Origin of the sequence: Pseudomonas sp. IT-P218, from assembly GCF_949767605.1 — a bacterium.
Taxonomy (GTDB): Bacteria; Pseudomonadota; Gammaproteobacteria; order Pseudomonadales; family Pseudomonadaceae; genus Aquipseudomonas; species Aquipseudomonas putida_AE.
The window spans coordinates 17,313-39,959 of the sequence record NZ_CATKQQ010000008.1 but is presented as its reverse complement, the minus strand read 5'-3'; the positions used below and the strand labels follow the sequence as shown (position 1 = coordinate 39,959).

20 protein-coding genes and 2 tRNA genes are annotated in these 22,647 nt (G+C 60.9%); 13 read left to right on the top strand and 9 right to left on the bottom strand.

Annotated elements, in window-relative coordinates:
• Positions 1–2: 2 nt before the first annotated feature.
• The 3 genes from phrB to ACM6I6_RS05775 all read left to right on the top strand — a co-directional run bounded on the left by phrB (position 3) and on the right by ACM6I6_RS05775 (position 2,676).
• Entirely contained in the window at positions 3–1,448 is a 1,446-nt protein-coding gene (phrB, locus tag ACM6I6_RS05785; protein WP_274074169.1) for a deoxyribodipyrimidine photo-lyase, read from the top strand.
• 72 nt (positions 1,449–1,520) lie between these two features.
• Positions 1,521–2,285: an SDR family NAD(P)-dependent oxidoreductase gene (locus tag ACM6I6_RS05780; RefSeq protein ID WP_274074168.1), complete on the top strand. Its 765-nt coding sequence runs from the start codon at positions 1,521–1,523 to the stop codon at positions 2,283–2,285.
• 85 nt (positions 2,286–2,370) lie between these two features.
• Complete coding sequence (locus tag ACM6I6_RS05775; protein WP_274074167.1) at positions 2,371–2,676, top strand: YkgJ family cysteine cluster protein; 306 nt, start codon at positions 2,371–2,373, stop codon at positions 2,674–2,676.
• A 122-nt stretch (positions 2,677–2,798) separates the two neighbouring features.
• Here the strand turns inward: ACM6I6_RS05775 and ACM6I6_RS05770 are convergent, their stop codons facing one another.
• From ACM6I6_RS05770 to hemA, 6 genes are all read right to left on the bottom strand, one after another.
• On the bottom strand, positions 2,799–3,317 hold the full coding sequence (locus tag ACM6I6_RS05770) for an acyloxyacyl hydrolase (RefSeq protein WP_274074166.1): 519 nt from the start codon (positions 3,315–3,317) through the stop codon (positions 2,799–2,801).
• Between the two features lie 118 nt (positions 3,318–3,435).
• Positions 3,436–4,227, bottom strand: a complete 792-nt coding sequence (gene murI / locus ACM6I6_RS05765) for a glutamate racemase (protein ID WP_323606996.1) — start codon at positions 4,225–4,227, stop codon at positions 3,436–3,438.
• Positions 4,220–4,975, bottom strand: coding sequence for a molybdopterin-synthase adenylyltransferase MoeB (locus ACM6I6_RS05760; RefSeq protein ID WP_274074164.1), 756 nt, complete (start codon positions 4,973–4,975; stop codon positions 4,220–4,222). Before ACM6I6_RS05760 ends, murI begins: the two co-directional genes overlap by 8 nt.
• On the bottom strand, positions 4,969–5,799 hold the full coding sequence (gene prmC, locus ACM6I6_RS05755; protein WP_274074163.1) for a peptide chain release factor N(5)-glutamine methyltransferase: 831 nt from the start codon (positions 5,797–5,799) through the stop codon (positions 4,969–4,971). The genes ACM6I6_RS05760 and prmC overlap by 7 nt, the downstream gene beginning before the upstream one ends.
• Complete coding sequence (prfA, locus tag ACM6I6_RS05750) at positions 5,800–6,882, bottom strand: peptide chain release factor 1 (RefSeq protein ID WP_020799741.1); 1,083 nt, start codon at positions 6,880–6,882, stop codon at positions 5,800–5,802.
• Complete coding sequence (hemA, locus tag ACM6I6_RS05745; RefSeq protein ID WP_274074162.1) at positions 6,879–8,168, bottom strand: glutamyl-tRNA reductase; 1,290 nt, start codon at positions 8,166–8,168, stop codon at positions 6,879–6,881. Before hemA ends, prfA begins: the two co-directional genes overlap by 4 nt.
• 345 nt (positions 8,169–8,513) lie before the next feature.
• Between hemA and ACM6I6_RS05740 the strand changes: the two genes are divergently transcribed.
• The 8 genes from ACM6I6_RS05740 (at position 8,514) to ychF (ending at position 15,434) form a co-directional block, all read left to right on the top strand.
• Positions 8,514–10,238 carry a tetratricopeptide repeat protein gene (locus tag ACM6I6_RS05740; RefSeq protein ID WP_274074161.1) on the top strand — a complete coding sequence of 575 codons (1,725 nt, stop codon included), beginning with the start codon at positions 8,514–8,516 and terminating at the stop codon, positions 10,236–10,238.
• A 4-nt stretch (positions 10,239–10,242) separates the two neighbouring features.
• Positions 10,243–10,860: a lipoprotein insertase outer membrane protein LolB gene (gene lolB / locus ACM6I6_RS05735; RefSeq protein WP_274074160.1), complete on the top strand. Its 618-nt coding sequence runs from the start codon at positions 10,243–10,245 to the stop codon at positions 10,858–10,860.
• Position 10,861: 1 nt separating this feature from the next.
• The gene (ispE, locus tag ACM6I6_RS05730) at positions 10,862–11,713 is read left to right on the top strand and encodes a 4-(cytidine 5'-diphospho)-2-C-methyl-D-erythritol kinase (protein ID WP_414919571.1); all 852 of its coding nucleotides are present in this window, start codon (positions 10,862–10,864) and stop codon (positions 11,711–11,713) included.
• Between the two features lie 36 nt (positions 11,714–11,749).
• A tRNA-Gln gene (locus tag ACM6I6_RS05725) sits at positions 11,750–11,824 on the top strand.
• 45 nt (positions 11,825–11,869) lie between these two features.
• Positions 11,870–12,811, top strand: a complete 942-nt coding sequence (locus tag ACM6I6_RS05720) for a ribose-phosphate pyrophosphokinase (protein ID WP_003171603.1) — start codon at positions 11,870–11,872, stop codon at positions 12,809–12,811.
• Between the two features lie 142 nt (positions 12,812–12,953).
• The gene (locus ACM6I6_RS05715; RefSeq protein ID WP_274074158.1) at positions 12,954–13,556 is read left to right on the top strand and encodes a 50S ribosomal protein L25/general stress protein Ctc; all 603 of its coding nucleotides are present in this window, start codon (positions 12,954–12,956) and stop codon (positions 13,554–13,556) included.
• A gap of 170 nt (positions 13,557–13,726) precedes the next feature.
• The gene (pth, locus tag ACM6I6_RS05710) at positions 13,727–14,311 is read left to right on the top strand and encodes an aminoacyl-tRNA hydrolase (RefSeq protein WP_046030136.1); all 585 of its coding nucleotides are present in this window, start codon (positions 13,727–13,729) and stop codon (positions 14,309–14,311) included.
• A gap of 22 nt (positions 14,312–14,333) precedes the next feature.
• Positions 14,334–15,434 carry a redox-regulated ATPase YchF gene (ychF, locus tag ACM6I6_RS05705; RefSeq protein ID WP_274074157.1) on the top strand — a complete coding sequence of 367 codons (1,101 nt, stop codon included), beginning with the start codon at positions 14,334–14,336 and terminating at the stop codon, positions 15,432–15,434.
• A gap of 65 nt (positions 15,435–15,499) precedes the next feature.
• Here ychF and ACM6I6_RS05700 read toward each other — a convergent pair whose 3' ends face one another.
• Together ACM6I6_RS05700 and ACM6I6_RS05695 are read right to left on the bottom strand one after the other, a co-directional pair.
• Positions 15,500–17,701, bottom strand: coding sequence for an OsmC domain/YcaO domain-containing protein (locus ACM6I6_RS05700; protein ID WP_323609304.1), 2,202 nt, complete (start codon positions 17,699–17,701; stop codon positions 15,500–15,502).
• Positions 17,702–17,801: 100 nt separating this feature from the next.
• On the bottom strand, positions 17,802–19,019 hold the full coding sequence (locus ACM6I6_RS05695; protein WP_274074155.1) for an MFS transporter: 1,218 nt from the start codon (positions 19,017–19,019) through the stop codon (positions 17,802–17,804).
• 242 nt (positions 19,020–19,261) lie between these two features.
• Between ACM6I6_RS05695 and ACM6I6_RS05690 the strand changes: the two genes are divergently transcribed.
• Positions 19,262–19,338 (top strand) — tRNA-Met (locus tag ACM6I6_RS05690).
• A 170-nt stretch (positions 19,339–19,508) separates the two neighbouring features.
• Here the strand turns inward: ACM6I6_RS05690 and ACM6I6_RS05685 are convergent.
• The gene (locus ACM6I6_RS05685; protein ID WP_414919570.1) at positions 19,509–20,618 is read right to left on the bottom strand and encodes a DUF2817 domain-containing protein; all 1,110 of its coding nucleotides are present in this window, start codon (positions 20,616–20,618) and stop codon (positions 19,509–19,511) included.
• 153 nt (positions 20,619–20,771) lie between these two features.
• Between ACM6I6_RS05685 and ggt the strand changes: the two genes are divergently transcribed.
• Complete coding sequence (ggt, locus tag ACM6I6_RS05680; RefSeq protein WP_414919569.1) at positions 20,772–22,604, top strand: gamma-glutamyltransferase; 1,833 nt, start codon at positions 20,772–20,774, stop codon at positions 22,602–22,604.
• Positions 22,605–22,647: the final 43 nt, after the last annotated feature.

The window sequence follows — 22,647 nt, the reverse complement described above, 5'->3', positions numbered from 1 at the left end:
ACATGCAATTGATCTGGCTGCGCAGCGACCTGCGCGTGCATGACAACACCGCCCTCGCGGCCGCGGCAACCCGTGGCCCGACTGTGGCGGTGTTTTTGCTGAGTCCGCAGCAATGGCGTGAACATGACGACGCCGCCTGCAAAGTGGACTTCTGGCTGCGCAACCTGCAGGCGTTGAGTCGTGTGTTGGGCCAGTTGAACATTCCCCTGCTGATCCGCAATGCTCCCCGCTGGGATGACGCTCCGACCGTGCTGCTCGAGCTGTGCCGGCAATTGCAGATCGACACGGTGCATCTCAACGAGGAATACGGCATCCATGAAACCCGTCGCGATGCCGCGGTGGCCCGGGCCCTGAAGACCGAAGGCATCGAGGTCCGCCGCTACCTCGATCAGTTGCTGTTCAAGCCCGGCAGTGTGCTGAGCAAAACCGGTACTTACTTTCAGGTCTTCAGTCAGTTCCGCAAGGTCTGTCATGAACGGCTGCGTCACTCGCTGCCGGGCCGGGTACCTGCACCGGTGGCGCAAGCGCCGCTGAATATAGCCAGCGACGCCATCGCGACGCAGGTCGAAGGCTTCGACGTGCCCCCTGACCGCCTGCGCGCCCTGTGGCCGGCCGGTGAAGACGAAGCCCGACGCCGTCTCGACAGCTTTGCCGAGGTGCAGATCGACTACTACCAGAGCGAGCGCGACTTCCCGGCAAAACCCGGCACCAGCCAACTCTCGGCCTATCTGGCCGCCGGGGTGATTTCGCCCCGCCAGTGCCTGCATGCCGCGCTGCAAAGCAATCAAGGCGAGCTCGAAAGCGGCAAGGTCGGCGCCGTCACCTGGATCAATGAACTGCTGTGGCGCGAGTTCTACAAACACATTCTGGTGGGCTACCCGCGGGTCTCCCGTCACCGTGCCTTTCGCCCGGAAACCGAAGCCTTGGCGTGGCGCAATGCTCCCGAGGAGCTCGCCGCCTGGCAGCAAGGCCGTACCGGCTTTCCGATCATCGACGCGGCCATGCGCCAATTGCTGGAAACCGGCTGGATGCACAATCGCCTGCGTATGGTGGTGGCGATGTTCCTGACCAAGAACCTGTTGATCGACTGGCGCGAGGGCGAACGTTTTTTCATGCGCCACCTGATCGATGGCGACCTGGCAGCGAACAACGGCGGCTGGCAGTGGAGTTCGTCCACCGGCACCGACTCGGCGCCTTACTTCCGGATTTTCAACCCGCTGAGCCAGTCGCTAAAATTCGACGCCGATGGCCGGTTCATCAAGCACTGGCTACCCCAGTTGTCGGAGCTCGATAACAAGGCTGTGCACAACCCGGCGCAACTTGGCGGACTGTTCGGTGTGACCGGTTATCCTGCTCCGATCGTCGACTTGAACACCTCCCGTGCTCGCGCCTTGGCCGCGTTCAAGAACCTGCCGTCGCGGCAAACTGCCGGGAGCCACCATGAATAGCCGAATGCTGCGCCAATACGAACATCTACCGGTATGGGGCCGGGCGATTGCCTGGCTGCAAAGGAGAACGGGATGAGCCTTACACCTCCACGTCGATACTGGTTGACCGGTGCGAGCAGCGGCATTGGCGCCGCGCTGGCCGAAGAAATACTCAAGACCGGCGCCCACCTGGCCGTCAGCTCCCGCTCGCTGGCGCCGCTGAGAGTCCTGTCCCTGCGCTATCCCGGGCAGGTATTGGTGGTGGCTGGCGACTTGACCAACAGCCAGACGGTACGTGAAATCGGCGAGCAGATTGCCCAGGACTGGGGATATCTGGACACCGTGATCCTCAACGCCGGCACCTGCGAATACGTGGATGCCAAGCAGTTCGACGCCTCGATCATCGAGCATGTGGTGCGCACCAACCTGCTCGCCAGCAGCTACTGCATCGAAGCGGCGCTGCCACTGCTGCGCGCTGGCACGGCGCCGCACCTGGTAGGCCTGGCCAGTTCGGTGACTTACCTGCCACTGCCCCGCGCAGAGGCCTATGGCGCCTCGAAAGCCGGGATGCGTCACCTGTTCGAATCCCTGCGCATTGACCTGGCACCGGAAGGGATCGAAGTCACGGTGGTCAGCCCCGGCTTCGTCGAGACCTCACTGACATCGAAAAACGCCTGGCCAACGGGGAAAGCTGCCCAGCACATTTTCCACGAAATGAAGAACCGGCCTGTGGATATCCCGTTGCCGGGAACGCTCATGGCAACCCTCTGGCCGCTGTCGAAAACGACCGACCGGACCCGGTTGGCGATTGGCAAACGCATGGTACGCAGCAGCCCGCCGATCATGGATCAGTTGTGATCAACAAACTTGCAGTGCACGCCAGCCACTGAGCGTCCGTCAGAGCTTTCACACGGCGCCGGCTGACTGCCTTACACTGCGCGCCATGAAAACCATCCCTCACACACAAATCGCCACGCCGACGGTGACCTGCTCGACCTGTGCAGCCTGCTGCTGCCAGCTCGAAGTCATGCTGATCACCGATACCGGCGTGCCCGAGCGATTCATCGACACCGATGATTGGGGTGGGGAAGTCATGCTGCGCCTGGATGACGGCTGGTGCGCCGCGCTGGATCGCAACACGATGATGTGCACCATCTACGAAAAACGCCCGCTGATCTGCCGGGAATTCGAGATGGGGGCACCGGAATGCATTGAGGAACGCCAAGGCATTTCGACGGCGTATCGCTGAAACTCATTGTGGGAGCCAGCCTGCTGGCGATGGCGGTGTTTCAGTCAACACTAATGTTGAACCTGAAATCGCAATCGCCAGCAGGCTGGCTCCCACAGGGTATGTTGCTCAGGCAGTGATCCTTACAACGGCATCGTGTAATGCAGCGCGTAACTTTCTACGCCTTGGTTGGGACTGGCGATCCCGGCATTGGAATAGTGCGTGGCGCGAACTCCGACTTCATGTCCGCCAGCAAAGCGCAGGCCGACACCTAAACGGTCTTCGAACTGAAACGCGCTGCCCAGGTCGTTGTTTTCCACTTCGGTAGTGGCGAACACCGCCACGCCAACCCCGAGTTCCACATAGGGTTTAACGCTCTCACCGGCGAACTCATAAACAAACACTGGGGAGAACGAAAGGCTGTGGTTGCTGGATTTCTCGTCGCCATCCCAATAGGTGTAGGCGCCGCTCCAGTAACCGGTCAAACGACCGACGTCGCTTTGCCACCAGCTCTTGTCCCAATCGAATTGCATGCCCAGCCGATAGGTCATGGTCGACTCGGGGGTCTGGCCGATCCCGAACTCCACGCCTGCCGCCTGTGCAGTGAAACTGTGCCCCATCAGTGCAGCCGCAATCGCGGCCAAGCAAAATAGTCGCTTCATAGAAACATCCTTTTCCGAACGATTACGTTTGGTGTTTTTTTTGCTCTACGTACCCAGCTATAGAAGTCGACGGTTATTCAGAAGTTCCACCCCAATTGTGCCCTGCCCCACAACTTGTTTACCCTTCGAAGCTTCGCACAACCCCAGCGTTATTCCACAAGATTGGCAATATATTTGTGAAATGAACAGGATCGGCACTGGTCCAGAACTGCGCAGCACGCGCAGGCCCGGCGGCGAGTAGTTCGCGCTCGGCCAGCAGGCGTTGAAGCTGGCGCGCGACCGCCGCGCCGGTGTCGATCAGGCTGATGTCATCGGGGATCATCTGCTTGAGCAGCGGCTTGAGAAACGGGTAATGGGTGCAGCCCAGGATGATGGTGTCGGCGCCTTCGGCAAGCAGCGGCTCGACGTAACCCTGCAGCAACTGACGCAGGGTGGGGCTGTGCAGATCGCCTTGTTCGATCAAATCGACCAACCCGGGGCAGGGCTGGGTGATCACTCGAACGTCGGTGGCGAATCGGTCGAGCAGCGCGGCGAACTTGGCGCTCTGCAGGGTGCCCGTGGTGGCCAGCACGCCGACCACGCCGCTGCGGGTCGCGGCGGCCGCCGGCTTGACGGCAGGTTCCATGCCGACGATGGGCCACTGCGGGTAATCGCGACGCAGGTCGGCGACCCCCGCGACCGTCGCGGTGTTACAGGCCAATACCAGGGCCTTGGCGCCCTGGCCTTGAAAAAACTCGGCCATGACGCTGCAACGCTGGCGGATGAATTCCGGGGTTTTCTCGCCGTAGGGAATGTTCCCACAGTCGCCGAAGTACAACAGGGATTCGTCAGGCAACAAACGCTGGATCTCGGCCAGCACCGAAAGCCCACCGACGCCGGAGTCGAACACGCCGATCGGCGCCTCACGCATGCTTGGGCCCACAGACGCTGCACCCCGGATCACGCTTGACCCGCAATTCGCGAAAGCGCGTACCCAAGGCGTCGATCAACAACAGGCGCCCCACCAGCGGCTCGCCAAAGCCGGCCAGCAACTTCAGCGCTTCGAGGGCTTGCAGGCTGCCGACCAGCCCCACCAGCGGACCGACCACCCCGGCCTCGCTGCAGGTCAATTCGGCTTCGCTGCCGTGCCCATATAAACAGTGGTAGCACGGGCTTTCTGCCCGACGCGGGTCGAACACCGACAATTGCCCTTCCAGGCGAATCGCCGCACCGCTGACCAGCGGCTTGCCGGCGCTCACGCAAGCGGCGTTGACCGCTTCACGGGTGGAAAAATTATCGGAGCAGTCGAGGACCAGATCCACCCCGGCCACGACCGCCGCCAGCGAGTCTTCATCCAGCGCCGCGCGGTGGGCGACCAGGGCGATCTGCGGGTTGATGGCCGTCAGGCGCTTGATCGCCGAGTCGACCTTGCTCATGCCGACGCTGTCGGTGTCGTGAATGATCTGGCGTTGCAGGTTGGTCAGGTCGACCGTATCGAAATCCGCCAGATGCAACTCACCCACGCCGGCCGCCGCCAGGTACAGCGCCACCGGCGCGCCAAGCCCGCCGAGGCCGACGATCAGCACGCGGCTTTCCTTGAGCCGCAACTGACCGTCGATATCAATGTGCTGCAACAGAATCTGCCGGCTGTAACGCAGCAATTCCTGATCATTCAGCATGGCAGGCGCCCCAGGCTTATGCGTTGATGACCGCCCAGGTCGGTGCGGCTGTGGACCTGTTCGAAACCATGGGTCAGCAGCAGAACGCGCACCGCCTCGGCCTGATCGTAACCGTGCTCGAGCATCAGCCAGCCGCCCGCGTCCAGATGGTCCGGCGCCTGGGCAATGATCAAGCGCAAATCGTCGAGCCCGTCGACACCGGCCACCAGGGCGCTGGCCGGTTCGAAACGCACGTCGCCTTCCACCAGGTGCGGATCGGCGGACGCGATATAGGGCGGATTGCTGATGATCAGTTGAAAACGTTGACCTTGCAGGGCGCTGAACCAATGACTGCTCAGCACCGTGGCATTGCTCAGGTGCAAGCGCTGGCGATTGCGCTCGGCCAGGGCCACGGCTTCCAGCACACGATCCACAGCGGTGACCTTCCATGCCGGACGTTCGCTGGCCAGGGCCAGGGCAATCGCGCCGCTGCCAGTGCCCAGGTCGAGAACTTTGGCGGGCGTGGCGGGCAACAGTTCTAGCGCGGCTTCCACCAGCAACTCGGTGTCCGGGCGCGGAATCAGGGTGTGCGGTGCGACTTCCAGGTCGAGTTTCCAGAAACCTTGCTGGCCAAGAATGTACGCCACCGGCTCACCGCTGCGGCGACGCTGCAAATAGTCGGCGAAGGTCAACGCCGCTTCGCTCGGCACGATGCGTTCCGGCCAGGTGTGCAGGAAGCTGCGAGACTTGCCCAATGCCGCCGCCAGCAACAACTCGGCATCCAGGCGCGCCGTGGGCGAGTCGGGCAGATCGGCCGCGCGCAACAGACTGGCAATGATCGTCATTTACTCACCTATGGCGGCCAGTTGATCGGCCTGGTACTCGGCCAGCAACGGCTCGATCACTGCATCGACGCCCCCGGCGAGGATTTCGTCGAGGGAATACAGGGTCAGGTTGACCCGGTGGTCGGTGACCCGGCCCTGGGCGAAGTTGTAGGTGCGGATGCGTTCCGAGCGATCCCCCGAGCCCACCAGCAATTTACGCTCGCTGGCGATGGCATTGGCGGCGGCACTGGTCTGCTGGTCGTTGAGCTTGGCCGACAGCCAGGACATCGCCCGGGCGCGGTTCTTGTGCTGCGAACGTTCTTCCTGGCACTCGACCACGATGCCGGACGGCAAGTGGGTGATGCGAATCGCCGAGTCGGTCTTGTTCACGTGCTGACCGCCCGCACCGGAGGAACGATAGGTATCGATGCGCAAGTCCGCCGGGTTGATCTCGATCGCTTCCTGTTCGTCCGGCTCGGGCAATACCGCCACGGTGCAGGCCGAGGTGTGGATACGCCCCTGGGACTCGGTCGCCGGTACGCGTTGCACGCGGTGGGCGCCGGACTCGAACTTCAGCTTGCCGTAGACGTTGTCGCCCTCGACCCGCGCGATGACTTCCTTGTAGCCGCCGTGTTCACCCTCGTTTTCCGAGAGGATCTCCACCCGCCAGCCGCGCCGCTCGGCGTAACGCGAATACATGCGGAACAGGTCGCCGGAGAAAATCGCCGCTTCGTCGCCGCCGGTGCCCGCACGGATTTCGAGGAACACGTTGCGCCCGTCGTTCGGGTCCTTGGGCAGCAACATGCGTTGCAGATTGGCTTCCAGCTCGACCAGGCGTTCCTTGGCCTCGCGGACTTCTTCCACGGCCATTTCGCGCATGTCCGGGTCGCTGTCCTTGAGCAAGGCCTGGGCGCCTTCGAGGTCGCCCTGCACTTTAAGCAGCTGTTTATAGGTTTCGACGATCGGCTCGACTTCCGCGTACTCCTTGGAATAGGCGCGGAACTTGTTCTGATCGGAAATGACCTCGCCATCGCCAAGCAAGGCGGTCAATTCCTCGAAACGGTCCTGGAGGATGTCCAGCTTATTGAGCAGTGACGCTTTCATTGCGGTTTCTTATCCGAAAAGCTATCCGATGAGCCCTCACCGAGGGCAAAGAGTTCCTGGGCCATCGCCAGCGCATCGAGGCGACCTTCGGCAGAGAGCTTTTTCAACTGCACGCTCGGTGCGTGCAAGAGTTTATTGGTCAAGCCGCGTGCCAATTGCACCAGCACCTCTTCGGCGCTGCTGCCGTTGGCCAGCAGGCGCTGGGCCTTTTGCAATTCTTCGTCGCGCAGGCGTTCGCTCTGTTGACGATAGGCCTTGAGCACGTCGACCGCCGCCAGTTCGCGCAGGCGTACCATGAAATCTTCGGCGCCGACCGAGACCATCTCTTCCGCGGCCTGGGCTGCTCCCTGGCGACTCTTGAGGTTCTCGGCGACCACTTCGTGGAGATCGTCGACGCTATACAGGTAGACGTCGTCCAATTCGCCGACTTCTGGCTCGATATCACGCGGTACGGCGATATCGACCATGAAGATCGGCTTGTGCTTGCGCAGCTTCAGGGCGCTTTCGACAGCGCCCTTGCCAAGGATCGGCAACTGGCTGGCGGTGGAACTGATGACGATGTCGCTGCGCACCAGCTCCGCCGGGATGTCCGACAGCAGCACCGCATGGGCGCCGAACTGCTCGGCCAGGATGCTCGCGCGCTCCAGTGTACGGTTGGCGACCACGATACGCTTTACGCCCAGGTCATGCAGGTGGCGGGCGACCAGGGTGATGGTCTCGCCGGCGCCGATCAGCAAGGCCTGGCTGCGTTGCAGGTCACTGAAAATCTGTTTGGCCAGGCTGACCGCGGCAAACGCCACGGACACCGGGTTCTCGCCAATGGCGGTGTCGGTGCGCACTTGCTTGGCCGCATTGAACGTGGCCTGGAACAGGCGCCCGAGCAACGGTCCGATGGTCCCGGCCTCCCGCGCGACGGCGTAGGCGGATTTCATCTGGCCGAGGATCTGCGGTTCGCCCAACACCAGCGAATCGAGCCCGGAGGCGACCCGCATCATGTGACGAACTGCCGCATCGTCTTCGTGCACATAAGCGCTCGCGCGCAGCTCATCCAGGCTCAAATGATGATATTCGGCCAGCCAGCGCAGCACGGTATCGGCCGACAGGTGATCCTGTTCTATATAGAGTTCACTGCGATTGCAGGTGGAGAGGATCGCAGCTTCGCGGCTGTCGGTGAGTCGGCAGAGCTGCTGCAAGGCCTCAACCAGCTGCTCAGGGGTAAAGGCCACGCGCTCGCGGACGTCTACTGAAGCAGTCTTGTGGTTAATACCGAGTGCAAGGAAGGCCATTCAAGGTCGCTGGTGGTGACGTGAAGCCGGCAATTGTCCTACTTCGACACATGGAGAACAACTACTCGATATCTATTGACCTGGTAGGTGATGCCGCGAATTGCGAGCGGTTCTCGTTTACACAGATTTTGATCCGCACACCGCTCGCTGCAGGCGCCGGCTTGCTGGCGATGGACTTGCAGGCGCCGCGTCCTTTCCAGAATAAATGCGTCATCGTTCACCACCATCGCCAGCAAGCCGGCTCCTACAGGGGAGCGCGCTCACTTGAAATCAGTTCGGCGGTTATGTTTGACGTAAGGCTTGTGTCATGATGATCCGACCGCAGGTTAGTCGTCCTCTTCCTATATGAATAGATCTTCCGCGTTGCTCCTTGCCCTTGTCTTTCTCAGCGGCTGCCAGGCCCTGGCCCCCGCGTCGACGGACGACCCGTCGCCGGTCGAAGACACCACGGTGGCCCCTGAAAAGCCCAAGGTCTACAGCTCGTTCAGCGAAGACACCGTCTTCAGTCTGTTGAGCGCGGAACTGGCTGGCCAGCGCAATCGTTTCGACATCGCCCTGGACAACTACGTGACCCAGGCCATCAACACCCAGGATCCGGGCATTTCCGAGCGGGCCTTCCGCATTGCCGAGTACCTGGGCGCCGACCAGGCCGCCCTGGATACGGCACTGATCTGGGCGAAAAACGCGCCGGACGACCTTGAGGCCCAGCGGGCCGCCGCCGTGCAACTGGCGCGCGCCGGGCGCTATGACGACTCCATGGTCTATATGGAGAAGGTGCTGCAGGGCAAGGGCGATACCCATTTCGACTTCCTCGCGCTGTCCGCGGCCGATACCGACCAGGACACGCGCAACGGCCTGATGAAAAGTTTCGACCGCTTGCTGCAGCGCCACCCGAACAACGGCCAGCTGATTTTCGGCAAGGCCTTGCTGCTGCAACAGGATGGCGACACAAAAGGCGCGCTGACCCTGCTGGAAGACAATCCACCGGACGACGGCGAAATCGCCCCGATCCTGCTGCGCGCGCGCCTGCTGCAATCCCTGGATCGCGGTGACGAAGCTTTGCCGCTGCTGCAAAAAAGCATCAGGAAATACCCGGACGACAAGCGCCTGCGCCTGACCTACGCGCGCATGCTGGTCGAACAGGACCGCATGGATGACGCCAAGGCCGAGTTCTCCAGCCTGGTGCAGCAATACCCGGATGACGACGACCTGCGTTATTCGCTGGCGCTGGTGTGCCTTGAGGCCAAGGCCTGGGACGAGGCCAAGGGCTACCTGGAAGACCTGATCGCCCGTGACAGCCACGTCGACTCGGCGCACCTGAACCTGGGGCGCATCGCCGAAGAACGCAACGATCCACAAGGTGCGCTGATCGAGTACGCCAAGGTCGGGCCGGGTAACGACTACCTGCCAGCGCAACTGCGCCAGGCCGATATCCTGATGGGCAACGGCAGGACCGCCGAAGCGCAAAAACGCCTCGCTGCCCAACGCGACGAGCAACCGGACTACGTGATCCAGTTGTATCTGATCGAAGCCGAAACCCTGTCGGCCAACAAACAGGGGGACAAGGCCTGGAAAGTCCTGGAACAGGCGCTGCAGCAATACCCGGATGACCTGAATCTGCTGTACACCCGGGCCATGCAGGCGGAAAAACGCAATGACCTGGCCCAGATGGAAAAAGACCTGCGCCTGATCATCAAGCGCGACCCGGACAACGCCATGGCATTGAACGCCCTCGGCTATACCCTGTCTGACCGCACGACGCGCTACGCCGAAGCCAAGGCGCTGATCGAGCAAGCGCACCAGATCAGTCCGGAAGACCCGGCGGTGCTCGACAGCCTCGGCTGGGTGAATTACCGCATGGGCAATCTCGACGAAGCCGAGCGCCTGCTGCGCCAGGCCCTGGAGCGTTTCCCCGACCAGGAAGTCGCCGCTCACCTGGGCGAAGTCCTGTGGGCCAATGGCAAGCAAACCGAAGCCCGGCAAATCTGGGGCAAATTCCTCAAGGAACAACCCGACAGCCCTACCCTGCGCAGTACCATCAAGCGCCTGACCGGATCAGAGACTCTTTAAGATTATGTTTTTGCGCCACTTCATCGTTTTCAGTTTCATTGCCCTGCTCGCCGGTTGTGCGGGCTTCGGTGCCCGCGAATCGGTCGAGGGCCACGGAGACCCCGCCCAATGGCGCCAGCACAAACAGCAGCTGGCGAGCCTTGATGGCTGGCAGATCGACGGCAAGATAGGCATCCGTGCGCCGAAAGATTCCGGCAGCGGCACGCTGTTCTGGCTGCAACGCCAGGATTACTACGACATTCGTCTCTCCGGCCCCCTGGGTCGCGGGGCGGCGCGCCTGACCGGACGCCCGGGCAAGGTTTCCCTGGAAGTCGCCAACCAGGGTCGCTACGAAGCGGCGTCCCCGGATGCCCTGCTCGAAGAGCAGCTTGGCTGGAAGCTGCCGGTTTCCAACCTGGCCTGGTGGGTCCGCGGACTGCCGGCGCCGGACAGCAAAAGCCGCTTGACCCTCGATGGCAATAGCCGCCTGGCCAGTCTCGAACAGGACGGCTGGCAGGTCGAATACACCGCCTACACCGAGCAAAACGGCTACTGGCTGCCTGAGCGGATCAAACTGCACGGCACCGACCTGGATGTCACGCTGGTGATCAAGACTTGGCAACCGCGCAAGTTGGGGCAATGAAATGCCAGCCAAGCAACTGACCCTGCCCTCCCCGGCCAAGCTCAATTTGATGCTGCACATTCTGGGTCGCCGTGAAGACGGTTACCACGAATTGCAGACGCTGTTTCAATTTCTCGACTACGGCGACGAAATCACCTTCGCCGTGCGCGACGACGGCGTCATTCGCCTGCACACCGAGTTCGAAGGCGTGCCCCACGACAGCAACCTGATCGTCAAGGCGGCGAAAAAACTCCAGGCACAATCCGGCTGCTCGCTCGGCATGGATATCTGGATCGACAAGGTCCTGCCCATGGGCGGCGGCATCGGCGGCGGCAGTTCGAATGCCGCCACCACCCTGCTCGGCCTCAATCATCTGTGGCAATTGGGCTGGGATGAAGATCGGCTGGCCGCGCTGGGCCTGACGCTGGGCGCTGACGTCCCGGTTTTCGTGCGCGGGCATGCGGCGTTCGCCGAGGGCGTGGGGGAAAAACTGACCCCTGTCGACCCGGAAGAACCCTGGTATCTCGTGCTCGTACCGCAAGTCTCTGTAAGTACGGCAGAAATTTTTTCAGATCCGTTGTTGACACGTAACACGCCGCCCATTAAAGTGCGCCCCGTTCCCAAGGGAAACAGTCGAAATGACTGCTTGCCGGTGGTAGCAAGGCGTTATCCAGAGGTACGTAACGCATTGAATTTGTTAGGTAAATTTACCGAAGCAAAACTCACCGGAACTGGAAGTTGTGTGTTTGGGGGCTTCCCAAGCAAAGCTGAAGCTGATAAAGTCTCGGCCCTTCTTACAGAGACCCTTACAGGGTTTGTAGCAAAAGGAAGCAACATTTCGATGTTGCACCGCAAGCTGCAAGGTCTGCTCTAAAAGAACCGATTACTGGGTAATCGTTGCAACAGATACAGGGGCGTCGCCAAGCGGTAAGGCAGCAGGTTTTGATCCTGCCATGCGTTGGTTCGAATCCAGCCGCCCCTGCCATTTTCAATACTCATCCAGGTTACCCTCAGCCTCTAGGTACTGCGCGTGTCCAAGATGATGGTCTTTACGGGGAATGCTAACCCCGATCTGGCTCGGCGTGTCGTACGTCAGCTGCATATCCCTCTCGGTGACATCTCTGTCGGTAAATTTTCCGACGGCGAAATTACAGCCGAGATCAATGAAAACGTCCGCGGTAAAGATGTCTTCATTATTCAGCCGACTTGCGCTCCGACCAACGATAACCTGATGGAACTGGTAGTGATGGCTGATGCCTTCCGCCGCTCCTCGGCTACTCGTATCACTGCTGTTATTCCTTACTTTGGTTATGCCCGTCAGGATCGCCGTCCGCGTTCCGCACGTGTGGCTATCAGCGCGAAAGTCGTTGCTGACATGCTTACCGTAGTCGGCATCGACCGTGTTCTCACGGTTGATCTGCATGCTGACCAAATCCAGGGTTTCTTCGATATTCCGGTAGATAACATCTACGGCTCCCCGGTTCTGGTGGATGACATTGAAGATCAGCGCTTCGAAAACCTGATGATCGTGTCCCCGGACATTGGTGGCGTCGTGCGTGCACGTGCCGTTGCCAAATCCCTGGGCGTGGATCTCGGGATCATCGACAAACGCCGTGAGAAAGCCAATCACTCTGAAGTGATGCATATCATCGGTGATGTCGAAGGGCGTACCTGTATTCTGGTCGATGACATGGTCGATACCGCCGGCACCCTGTGCCACGCGGCCAAGGCCTTGAAAGAGCATGGCGCTGCCAAGGTTTTCGCCTACTGCACGCACCCTGTGCTGTCGGGTCGGGCGATCGAAAACATTGAAAATTCCGTGCTGGACGAGCTGGTGGTGACCAACACCATCCCGCTGTCCGCTGCAGCACAAGCCTGTGCGCGTATCCGTCAACTGGATATCGCACCGGTTGTTGCCGAGGCGGTCCGCCGCATCAGCAATGAAGAATCGATCAGCGCGATGTTCCGCTAAGGGCCCTGCCCTTCTCGAAATGTCTCGTTGACGAAAAGCGCCCCGCCCCGGCATTCCTGTCGGGGCGGGGCTTTTTTGCCCATATCGCCTTTAGCGCTGGTCGCAAACGCTGGGGCGAGTGTGGTTATTTTGGAGATACAACATGAACGATTTTACTCTGAATGCTGAAGTGCGTTCCGACCTGGGGAAAGGTGCGAGCCGCCGCCTGCGTCGTCTCGCAAGCCTGGTTCCAGCTGTAGTTTACGGTGGCGAAAAAGCCCCTGAATCCATCAGCATGCTGGCCAAAGAAGTTGCCAAACTGCTCGAAAACGAAGCGGCTTACAGCCACATCATCGAGCTGAACGTTGGTGGCACCAAGCAAAACGTAATCATCAAGGCTCTGCAGCGTCACCCGGCCAAAGGCCACGTGATGCACGCCGACTTCGTACGCGTTGTAGCTGGCCAGAAACTGACCGCTATCGTGCCTGTACACTTCGTTGGCGAAGAAGCTCCGACCAAGAAAGGCGGCGAAATTTCGCACGTTGTTTCGGAAATCGAAGTGACCTGCCTGCCGAAAGACCTGCCTGAATTCATCGAAGTCGACCTGGCTAACGCCGAAATCGGTTCGATCATTCACCTGTCCGACCTCAAAGCTCCTAAAGGCGTTGAGTTCGTTGCTCTGGCACACGGTGATGACAAGGCTGTTGCCAACGTCCACGCTCCACGTGTTGCTCCAGAAGCTACCGAAGAAGGCGCTGCAGAGTAATTCACTCTGTGATGCCGGAGTGATCAAGTAACATCGCGGACTGGAACGTAGCGAGAAAGCGGGCGAGAACGCGGAGTTTACATCATGGTAAATGAGCAATTTTCGTCCACTTTCGCCGCTCTCCCGGATTGCGGCGATGTTATCCACCACTCCAAGGAAGGGCCCCTATCGTGACTGCCATCAAACTGATCGTTGGCCTGGGTAATCCAGGCGCTGAATACGAACAGACCCGGCATAACGCAGGGGCCCTTTTTGTTGAGCGCATCGCGAACGCACAAGGTGTGAACCTTGTGGCGGACCGCAAATATTTCGGCCTGACCGGGCGCTATTCGCACCAGGGTCAGGATGTTCGTCTGCTGATTCCCACCACGTACATGAACCGCAGCGGCCAGGCCGTGGCGGCCCTTGCCGGATTCTTCCGCATCAAGCCTGAAGAAATCCTCGTGGCGCACGACGAACTCGACCTGCCACCCGGCGTTGCCAAGCTCAAGCAGGGCGGCGGCCATGGCGGTCACAACGGGTTGCGCGACATCATCGCGCAACTGGGCAATCAGAATACCTTTCACCGCCTGCGGCTTGGCATTGGCCACCCGGGCGTTGCCAGTATGGTTTCAAACTTCGTCCTGGGTCGTGCGCCACGCGCCGAACAGGAAAAACTCGATGCCAGCATCGACTTTGCCCTCGGCGTGCTGCCGGATATCCTCGCCGGTGAATGGAACCGCGCGATGAAAAACCTGCACAGCCAGAAGGCCTGACTCTTATCCGAGGGGAAACACCATGGGATTCAATTGCGGCATCGTCGGCCTGCCTAACGTCGGCAAGTCCACCCTGTTCAACGCCCTGACCAAATCCGGTATCGCGGCCGAGAACTTCCCCTTTTGCACCATCGAACCGAACAGCGGTATCGTGCCGATGCCGGATCCACGCCTGCAAGCCCTGGCGGAAATCGTCAATCCAAAGCGCATCCTGCCGACCACCATGGAATTCGTCGACATCGCAGGCCTGGTGGCCGGCGCGTCGAAAGGTGAAGGCCTGGGCAACAAGTTTTTGGCCAATATCCGTGAAACCGATGCCATCGCCCACGTGGTCCGCTGCTTCGAAGACGAGAACGTGATTCACGTCTCCAACAGCGTCGACCCGAAACGCGACATCGAAATCATCGACCTGGAACTGATCTTCGCCGACCTCGACAGCTGCGAGAAGCAACTGCAGAAAGTCGCGCGTAACGCCAAGGGCGGCGACAAGGACGCCGTGGTCCAGAAAGGCCTGCTGGAGCAACTGATCGCTCACTTCACCGAAGGCAAGCCGGCGCGCAGCCTGATGAAGAACATGAGCACCGACGAAAAAGCGGTGATCAAGGGCTTCCACCTGCTGACCACCAAGCCTGTGATGTACATCGCCAACGTCGCTGAAGACGGTTTCGAGAACAACCCGCACCTGGACGTGGTCAGGGCCATCGCCGAAGAAGAAGGCGCCATGGTTGTTCCGGTCTGCAACAAGATCGAAGCGGAAATCGCCGAGCTCGACGACGGCGAAGAGAAAGACATGTTCCTCGAAGCCCTGGGCCTCGAAGAGCCTGGCCTGAACCGCGTGATCCGCGCCGGCTACGAAATGCTGCACCTGCAGACCTACTTCACCGCCGGTGTCGAAGAAGTCCGCGCCTGGACCGTACGCGTTGGTGCCACCGCACCACAAGCCGCTGGCGTGATCCACACCGACTTCGAAAAAGGCTTCATCCGCGCCGAAGTGATCGCCTATAACGACTTCATCCAGTACAAGGGCGAAGCCGGTACCAAGGAAGCCGGTAAATGGCGCCTGGAAGGCAAGGACTACATCGTCAAGGACGGCGACGTGATGCACTTCCGCTTCAACGTCTGACGTTTACAGCCTTCAACAAAAAAAGCACCCTCGGGTGCTTTTTTTGTGAGCGCTATGAAAGTGGATCAGTTCGCCACTTTCGCGCGGGCCGAGTGCAGTTTCTTGTAGCTGTCGATCAGGCGCAGGTGCCGGTCGAGACCCTCCAGCTTCATGCTGGTCGGCGTCAAGCCGAAGAAGCGCACGCTGCCGTTCACGGAGCCGATCGCGGCGTCCATGCGCTCGTTGCCGAACATACGGCGGAAGTTGCCCTCGTAATCGACCAGCTCCAGGTCCTCGTCCAGCTCCATTTCCAGCACCACGTTCACGGCCTGGTAGAACAAGCCGCGCTCGACCGTGTTGTCGTTGTACTGCAGGAACATTTCCACCGCCTCTTTCGCCTCTTCAAACTTCTGCAAGGCGAGATAGATCAGCAACTTCAACTCCAGGATCGTCAACTGACCCCAGGCGGTGTTGTCGTCGAACTCGATACCGATCAAGGTGGTGATGTCGGTGTAGTCGTCCAGCTCGCTGTCTTCCAGACGCTTGACCAGCGACTTCAGGCCGGCCTTGTCGAGGCTGTGCAGATTGAGGATGTCCTCGCGGAAGAACAGCGCCTTGTTGGTGTTGTCCCAGATCAGGTCGTCCACCGGATAAATTTCCGAGTAGTCCGGCACCAGGATTCGGCAGGCCGTTGCGCCGATGTGCTCATACACCGCCATGTACACTTCCTTGCCCATGCCTTCGAGAATGCCGAACAGGGTCGCGGCTTCCTCGGCATTGGAGTCTTCACCCTGGCCGGAAAAGTCCCACTCGACGAATTCGTAGTCCGACTGGGCACTGAAGAAGCGCCACGACACCACGCCGCTGGAATCGATGAAGTGCTCGACGAAGTTGTTCGGCTCGGTCACCGCATGGCCTTCAAAGGTCGGCAGTGGCAGGTCATTGAGGCCTTCGAAGCTGCGGCCCTGCAACAATTCCGTCAGGCTGCGCTCCAGCGCCACTTCCAGGCTCGGGTGCGCGCCGAACGAGGCGAACACACCGCCGGTGCGCGGGTTCATCAAGGTGACGCACATCACCGGGAACTCGCCGCCCAGGGACGCATCCTTGACCAACACAGGGAACCCCTGCTCTTCCAGCGCCTGGATACCCGCGAGAATCCCAGGGTACTTCGCCAGCACTTCGGCGGGCACATCCGGCAGGGCGAATTCGCCCTCGATGATTTCGCGCTTCACCGCGCGCTCGAAGATTTCCGACAGGCACTGTACCTGCGCTTCGGCCAGCGTATTGCCGGCGCTCATGCCGTTGCTCAGGTACAGGTTTTCGATCAGGTTGGAAGGGAAATACACCACCTCGCCGTCCGACTGGCGCACGTACGGCAGCGAACAGATGCCACGCTCTTCGTTGCCCGAGTTGGTGTCGAACAGATGCGAGCCACGCAACTCGCCATCGCGGTTGAAGATCCGCAGGCAGTACTCGTCGAGAATCTCCGCCGGCAGTTCGTCTTTAGGGCCAGGCTGGAACCAGCGCTCGTTCGGGTAATGCACAAACGCCGCGTTGGCGATGTCTTCTCCCCAGAACTGATCGTTATAGAAAAAGTTGCAGTTCAGCCGCTCGATGAACTCGCCCAAGGCCGACGCCAGCGCGCCTTCCTTGGTGGCGCCCTTGCCGTTGGTGAAACACATCGGCGAGTGCGCATCGCGGATATGCAGCGACCACACATTGGGCACGATATTGCGCCACGAGGCGATTTCGATCTTCATGCCCAAGCCGGCGAGAATGCCCGACATGTTGGCAATGGTCTGCTCCAGCGGCAGGTCCTTGCCGACAATGTAGGTGCCCGCATCCGAACCTGAAGTGGAAGCCGGCATCAGCAATGCCTGGGCGTCGGCATCGAGGTTTTCCACCTCTTCAATCACGAACTCCGGCCCGGCCTGCACCACTTTTTTCACGGTGCAACGGTCGATGGAACGCAGGATGCCCTGGCGGTCCTTGTCGGAGATATCAGCCGGCAACTCGACCTGGATCTTGAAGATCTGGTTGTAGCGGTTTTCCGGGTCGACAATATTGTTCTGCGACAGGCGGATGTTATCGGTGGGAATGTTGCGGGTGTCGCAGTACAACTTCACGAAGTAAGCCGCACACAACGCCGACGAAGCCAGGAAGTAGTCGAACGGACCGGGGGCCGAACCATCGCCCTTGTAGCGGATAGGTTGATCGGCCACCACGGTGAAGTCATCGAACTTGGCTTCAAGTCGAAGGTTGTCGAGAAAATTGACCTTGATTTCCATGCGGGGTACCAGAATAACGAGCAAACGAATGGCCGCCATTATCCGGCTTTTCAGCCGGAAGTCTCGCGCAAGCTCGAGCTTCCAGCTGCATGGTGGGTAATCAGGCCTTTTTGGTACGCGGCAGGAAAATCGCCAATACCCCCAGCAACGGCAGGAACGAACACAGGTAGTACACGTATTCGATGCCGTGGATGTCCGCCAGGTGCCCCAGCAGCGCCGCGCCAATCCCGCCGAAACCGAACATCAGGCCGAAGAACACCCCGGCAATCATCCCGACATTGCCCGGCACCAGCTCCTGGGCGTACACCACGATGGCCGAGAAGGCCGAGGCGAGGATGAAGCCGATGACCACACTGAGGACGGTGGTCCAGAACAGGTCCACATGGGGCAGCAGCAAGGTAAAGGGGGCAACGCCAAGGATCGAGAACCAGATCACCGCCTTGCGCCCGATCTTGTCGCCGATGGGGCCGCCAAAGAAGGTCCCCGCGGCCACCGCGCCGAGAAACAGGAACAGGTGCAGTTGCGAACTGGCCACAGACAGGTCGAACTTCTCGATCAGGTAGAACGTGAAGTAACTGGTGAGGCTGGACATGTAGAAATACTTGGAGAACACCAGCAACCCGAGCACCACCAGCGCGCTGGTCACCCGCCCCTTGGACAGGCCGTGAGTCGCGGCCTGGCCCTGCTTGAGCTTGAACAGGTTCAGGTGGTTGGCGTACCAGCGGCTGATCCGGTAAAGCACGAACAGGGCAAACACCGCGAACAGGCCAAACCAGGCCACATGCCCTTGCCCGTAAGGAATGATGATCGCCGCCGCCAGCAACGGACCGAACGCCGAGCCCGCGTTGCCGCCGACCTGGAAGGTTGATTGCGCCAGGCCGAATCGCCCTCCCGAGGCCAGTCGTGCCACGCGAGAAGCTTCCGGGTGGAAGGTCGAGGAGCCAATGCCGATCAAGCCCGCCGCCAGCAGGATCAGCGGGAAGCTGCCGACCACCGACATCATCACGATGCCGATCAAGGTGCAGACCGTACCGGCCGGCAACAGCCAGGGTTTGGGATGGCGGTCGGTGTGGTAGCCGACCCAGGGTTGCAGCAGTGATGCGGTCAGTTGAAACGTCAGGGTGATCAGGCCGACCTGGGTGAACGTCAGGCCATAGTTGGCCTTGAGCATCGGGTAGATTGACGGCAGCACCGATTGAATCAGGTCGTTGATCAGGTGCGCCAGCGCCACTGCGCCAATGATGCGCATGACCAACGGACTGCTTTGTGAAGACGCGGGCGCCGCCGCAGTGGCGGACTGAACGTTGCTGATAGCCATGAAATTTCCGAAAAACAGAGGGATGCACACCGGCAGGTGCATCAATGTGCCATTTTTCGCTGCGGCAGCGCCATCCCCTTAGCCTGCTAACGACCTCGCAATTTCGCAGATTTCGGCTTGATCGATGCCCTCCTCCGCTCCGGTTTTTCAGCTCGGGAAGATAAGCGGTTGAAAGTGTAGAGAAATATTTTAAATTTACGCTTGACGCATCTCCATTACCGGTGAATAATGCGCGCCATCTTGGCTACATAGCTCAGTTGGTTAGAGCATAGCATTCATAATGCTGGGGTCCGGGGTTCAAGTCCCTGTGTAGCCACCAAGTGCTAAAAACGGCTTACCGAAAGGTAGGCCGTTTTTTTTTGCCTCGCGAAAATGGCTGCACCCTTGTAGGAGCGAGCTTGCTCGCGATGGTCTCAAGGGCACCGCGCTTAATCAGTCAGCACGCGTCATCGTTGACGACCATCGCGAGCAAGCTCGCTCCTACAGGCCTCAGGCCCGAAGCGTCGGCAAGGCGGTCAATCCCCGCTCCCAGATCTGCCATGTGCGCAACCAGACCATGGCCTGCCAATCGCTGTCGGCGGGACAGAACTGTTCAAGCAGGTTCAACTTGATCTCGCGCCCTACCCCATCGTGGACATCACCGTGCAGATGCAACCAATGGTCATCGCGCAGATGCCGATGAACCTCCGGCCCCGGATAAGTCCCGCACTCGATGACGAAGGGCATCAACCGCACCTGCGGTAGCGCATCGATCAAGGCTTGCGAGGTGTAGCCGGTAGCCGTCGCCGCCACTCCGGTTTCGCTCAGGGTGTCGGCACCCGTGTGCAGGGTGTAGAGCCATGGGCCATAAATCGCCTGCGCATCGGCCAATGCCGGATACGGCGCCTGGGTGATCGTCAGCAACATCGGATGACCATACTCCCCGGCACCGGTGTGCAAGTCGAAACACAGGGCGACGTCCGCATGGGCCACGTGCATTTGCATGATCTGCTGCAACGTGCGGTTCGACCAGCTGGGGGCTACCCCACCGTAGAACAGACCATCCGCATGCGCATGCTGGCCACCTTCGACAATCGACATGACCGCAGGCCAGCCATGCAGACGGATCTGCTCGTCGAGCAAGGCATCCGCGCGGTCACGCTCGGGCCCGCGCAACTGGGTGCAGGCGTAAATCTCATGCAGGGCGTCATAGGCCAGGTTGTCCGGCAACGCACCGTTGAAATCCAGGTGATTGCGGTTCAGGTCGATGTTGTCTTCGTTGACCCTGCGCAGCCACGCCATGCCCCAGGGATTGATCGCATGAATCATCACCACCGCGACATCGGCCGGCAATGTGCGCTTGCCGAGCTCCTGCAGCCACTTGATCTGGCACCCCGAGCCATAGAACCCCTCGACCCCGTGCGTGCCGCTCAGCGCGATCAGCAGGCGCTTGGCGCCAGGATCGCCGAGTACCGCCACATCGGTGCCCAGCGCCTCGCCTGAAGGCCCCTTGAGGGGATGGGGATACTCAGTCAGCGTCGCGCCGGCCGCGGTTGCCGCCGCCAGGAATTGTTCGCGCTGGGAACGGTAGCTTGGCTGGGTGGGAAACTCGCTCTGCATGGCTGCCTCTTGTGGTTCTTCTGGCGTGATCGCTGGCAACGACCCTACCTAAAATCCGTCGATTGATGAAGGGCAACCGCGCCTTCTGGTTTGCGTCACTGCGAGGTCGCCGATACAGTCGCCGATACATTTATCCAACGGACGGAGTGCCCCATGTTCTCAGCCTCCCACTCGAGTCGCGTTCGCCTGTCAGCCCTCACGCTGATCATTACCGCGCTGACCCTTGGCGCCTGCCACAACGCGTCGGCCCCGACGCTGCCGGCTGCACCGGAAAGCGCGTCCGGTTATCGCACCGACCTGCAGACTCGACATGCCTCCCGGCACATGGCGGCCGCGGCCAACCCCTTGGCGGCCGAAGCCGGGCGGGAGATGCTGCGTCGGGGCGGCTCGGCCATCGATGCCGCCATTGCGATGCAAGCGGTACTGACACTGGTCGAGCCGCAGTCCTCAGGGATAGGCGGCGGCGCGTTGATCGTGCTCTGGGACGGCCAATCCGTGCGCACTTACGACGGGCGCGAAACCGCACCGGCCGGCGCCAGCGAAAAACTGTTCCTGCAGGCCGATGGCCAACCGATGACGTTCACCCAGGCGGTGATCGGAGGGCGCTCGGTGGGCACCCCGGGGGTGTTGCGAGCCTTGGAGCTGGCCCATCAAAAACACGGTCGCCTGCCATGGGCGCAGTTGTTCGAACCCGCCATCACGCTCGCGGAGCAAGGCTTTGTCATATCGCCCCGCCTGCACCGGCTGATCGCCGCGGATTCATCCCTGAGGCGCTCTGCGGAGATGTCAGCGTATTTCCTCAATGCCGATGGCAGCCCGAAAGCCGCCGGCACGCTGTTGAAAAATCCACCCTTGGCCGCCGTGTTGCAACGCATCGCCAAGGAAGGGCCGGATGCCTTGTACAAAGGGCCCGTTGCCCAGGAGATCGTGGCCAAGGTCCAGGGGCACGCCAACCCTGGCAGCCTGTCGCTGAGCGACCTGGCCAACTACAACGCCAAGGAGCGCGCGCCCCTTTGTACCGACTACAAACGCTGGCAGGTCTGTGGCATGCCGCCGCCGTCGTCGGGCGGGATTGCCATGGCGCAGATCCTCGGCACCCTGCAGGCCCTGGAAACGCGCGACAAGCGCTGGGCCTTGGCGCCCATGCAACCGGTGAAAACCAACACCACCGCCGGCTTTGAACCGCCCGCCGAGGCCGTGCACCTGATCAGCGAAGCCGAGCGCCTGGCCTATGCCGATCGCGCGCAGTACGTGGCCGACTCGGACTTCGTGCCGGTGCCCGTCAAGGGCCTGGTCGACCCGGCTTACCTGGCCAGCCGGGCTGCACTGATCGGCGAGCACAGCATGGGCACGGCCAAACCGGGCACGCCGCCGGGCATCCAGGTCGCTTTCGCGCCAGACCGCTCGCCCTTGCGCATCTCCACCTCGCAAGTGGTGGCGGTCGATGACGCAGGCGGCGCGGTGTCCATGACCACCACCATCGAATCCGCCTTCGGCTCGCACCTGATGGTCCAGGGTTTCCTGCTCAACAACGAGATGACCGACTTCTCGTTCATTCCCGAGGAGAACGGACAGAAAGTCGCCAACCGCGTCGAGCCCGGCAAGCGTCCGCGCTCCTCCATGGCCCCGACGCTGATCTTCGACCGCCACAGCGGTGAGTTCCTCGCCAGTCTTGGATCGCCCGGTGGTTCGCAGATCATCGAGTACGTGGCCAAGACCACCATCGGCCTGCTCGACTGGCAGCTCGATCCGCAAGCGGCGATCAACCTGCCCAACTTCGGCAGCCGAAATGGCCCGACCGAACTGGAGAACGGGCAGTTCAGCGCGAAGTTGATCCAGGTACTCAAGGACAAGGGCCACGCCGTCAATGAAATAGACATGACCAGCGGCACCCAGGCAATTGTCCGGGTCAAGGATGCGCAGGGTAAGGCTTCGCTGGCCGGCGGGGCCGATCCTCGGCGTGAGGGGGAAGCATTGGGGGATTGAGTCGCTAACGGCGTGAACGGGTCTGCCTGGGCGTTGGCAGGCC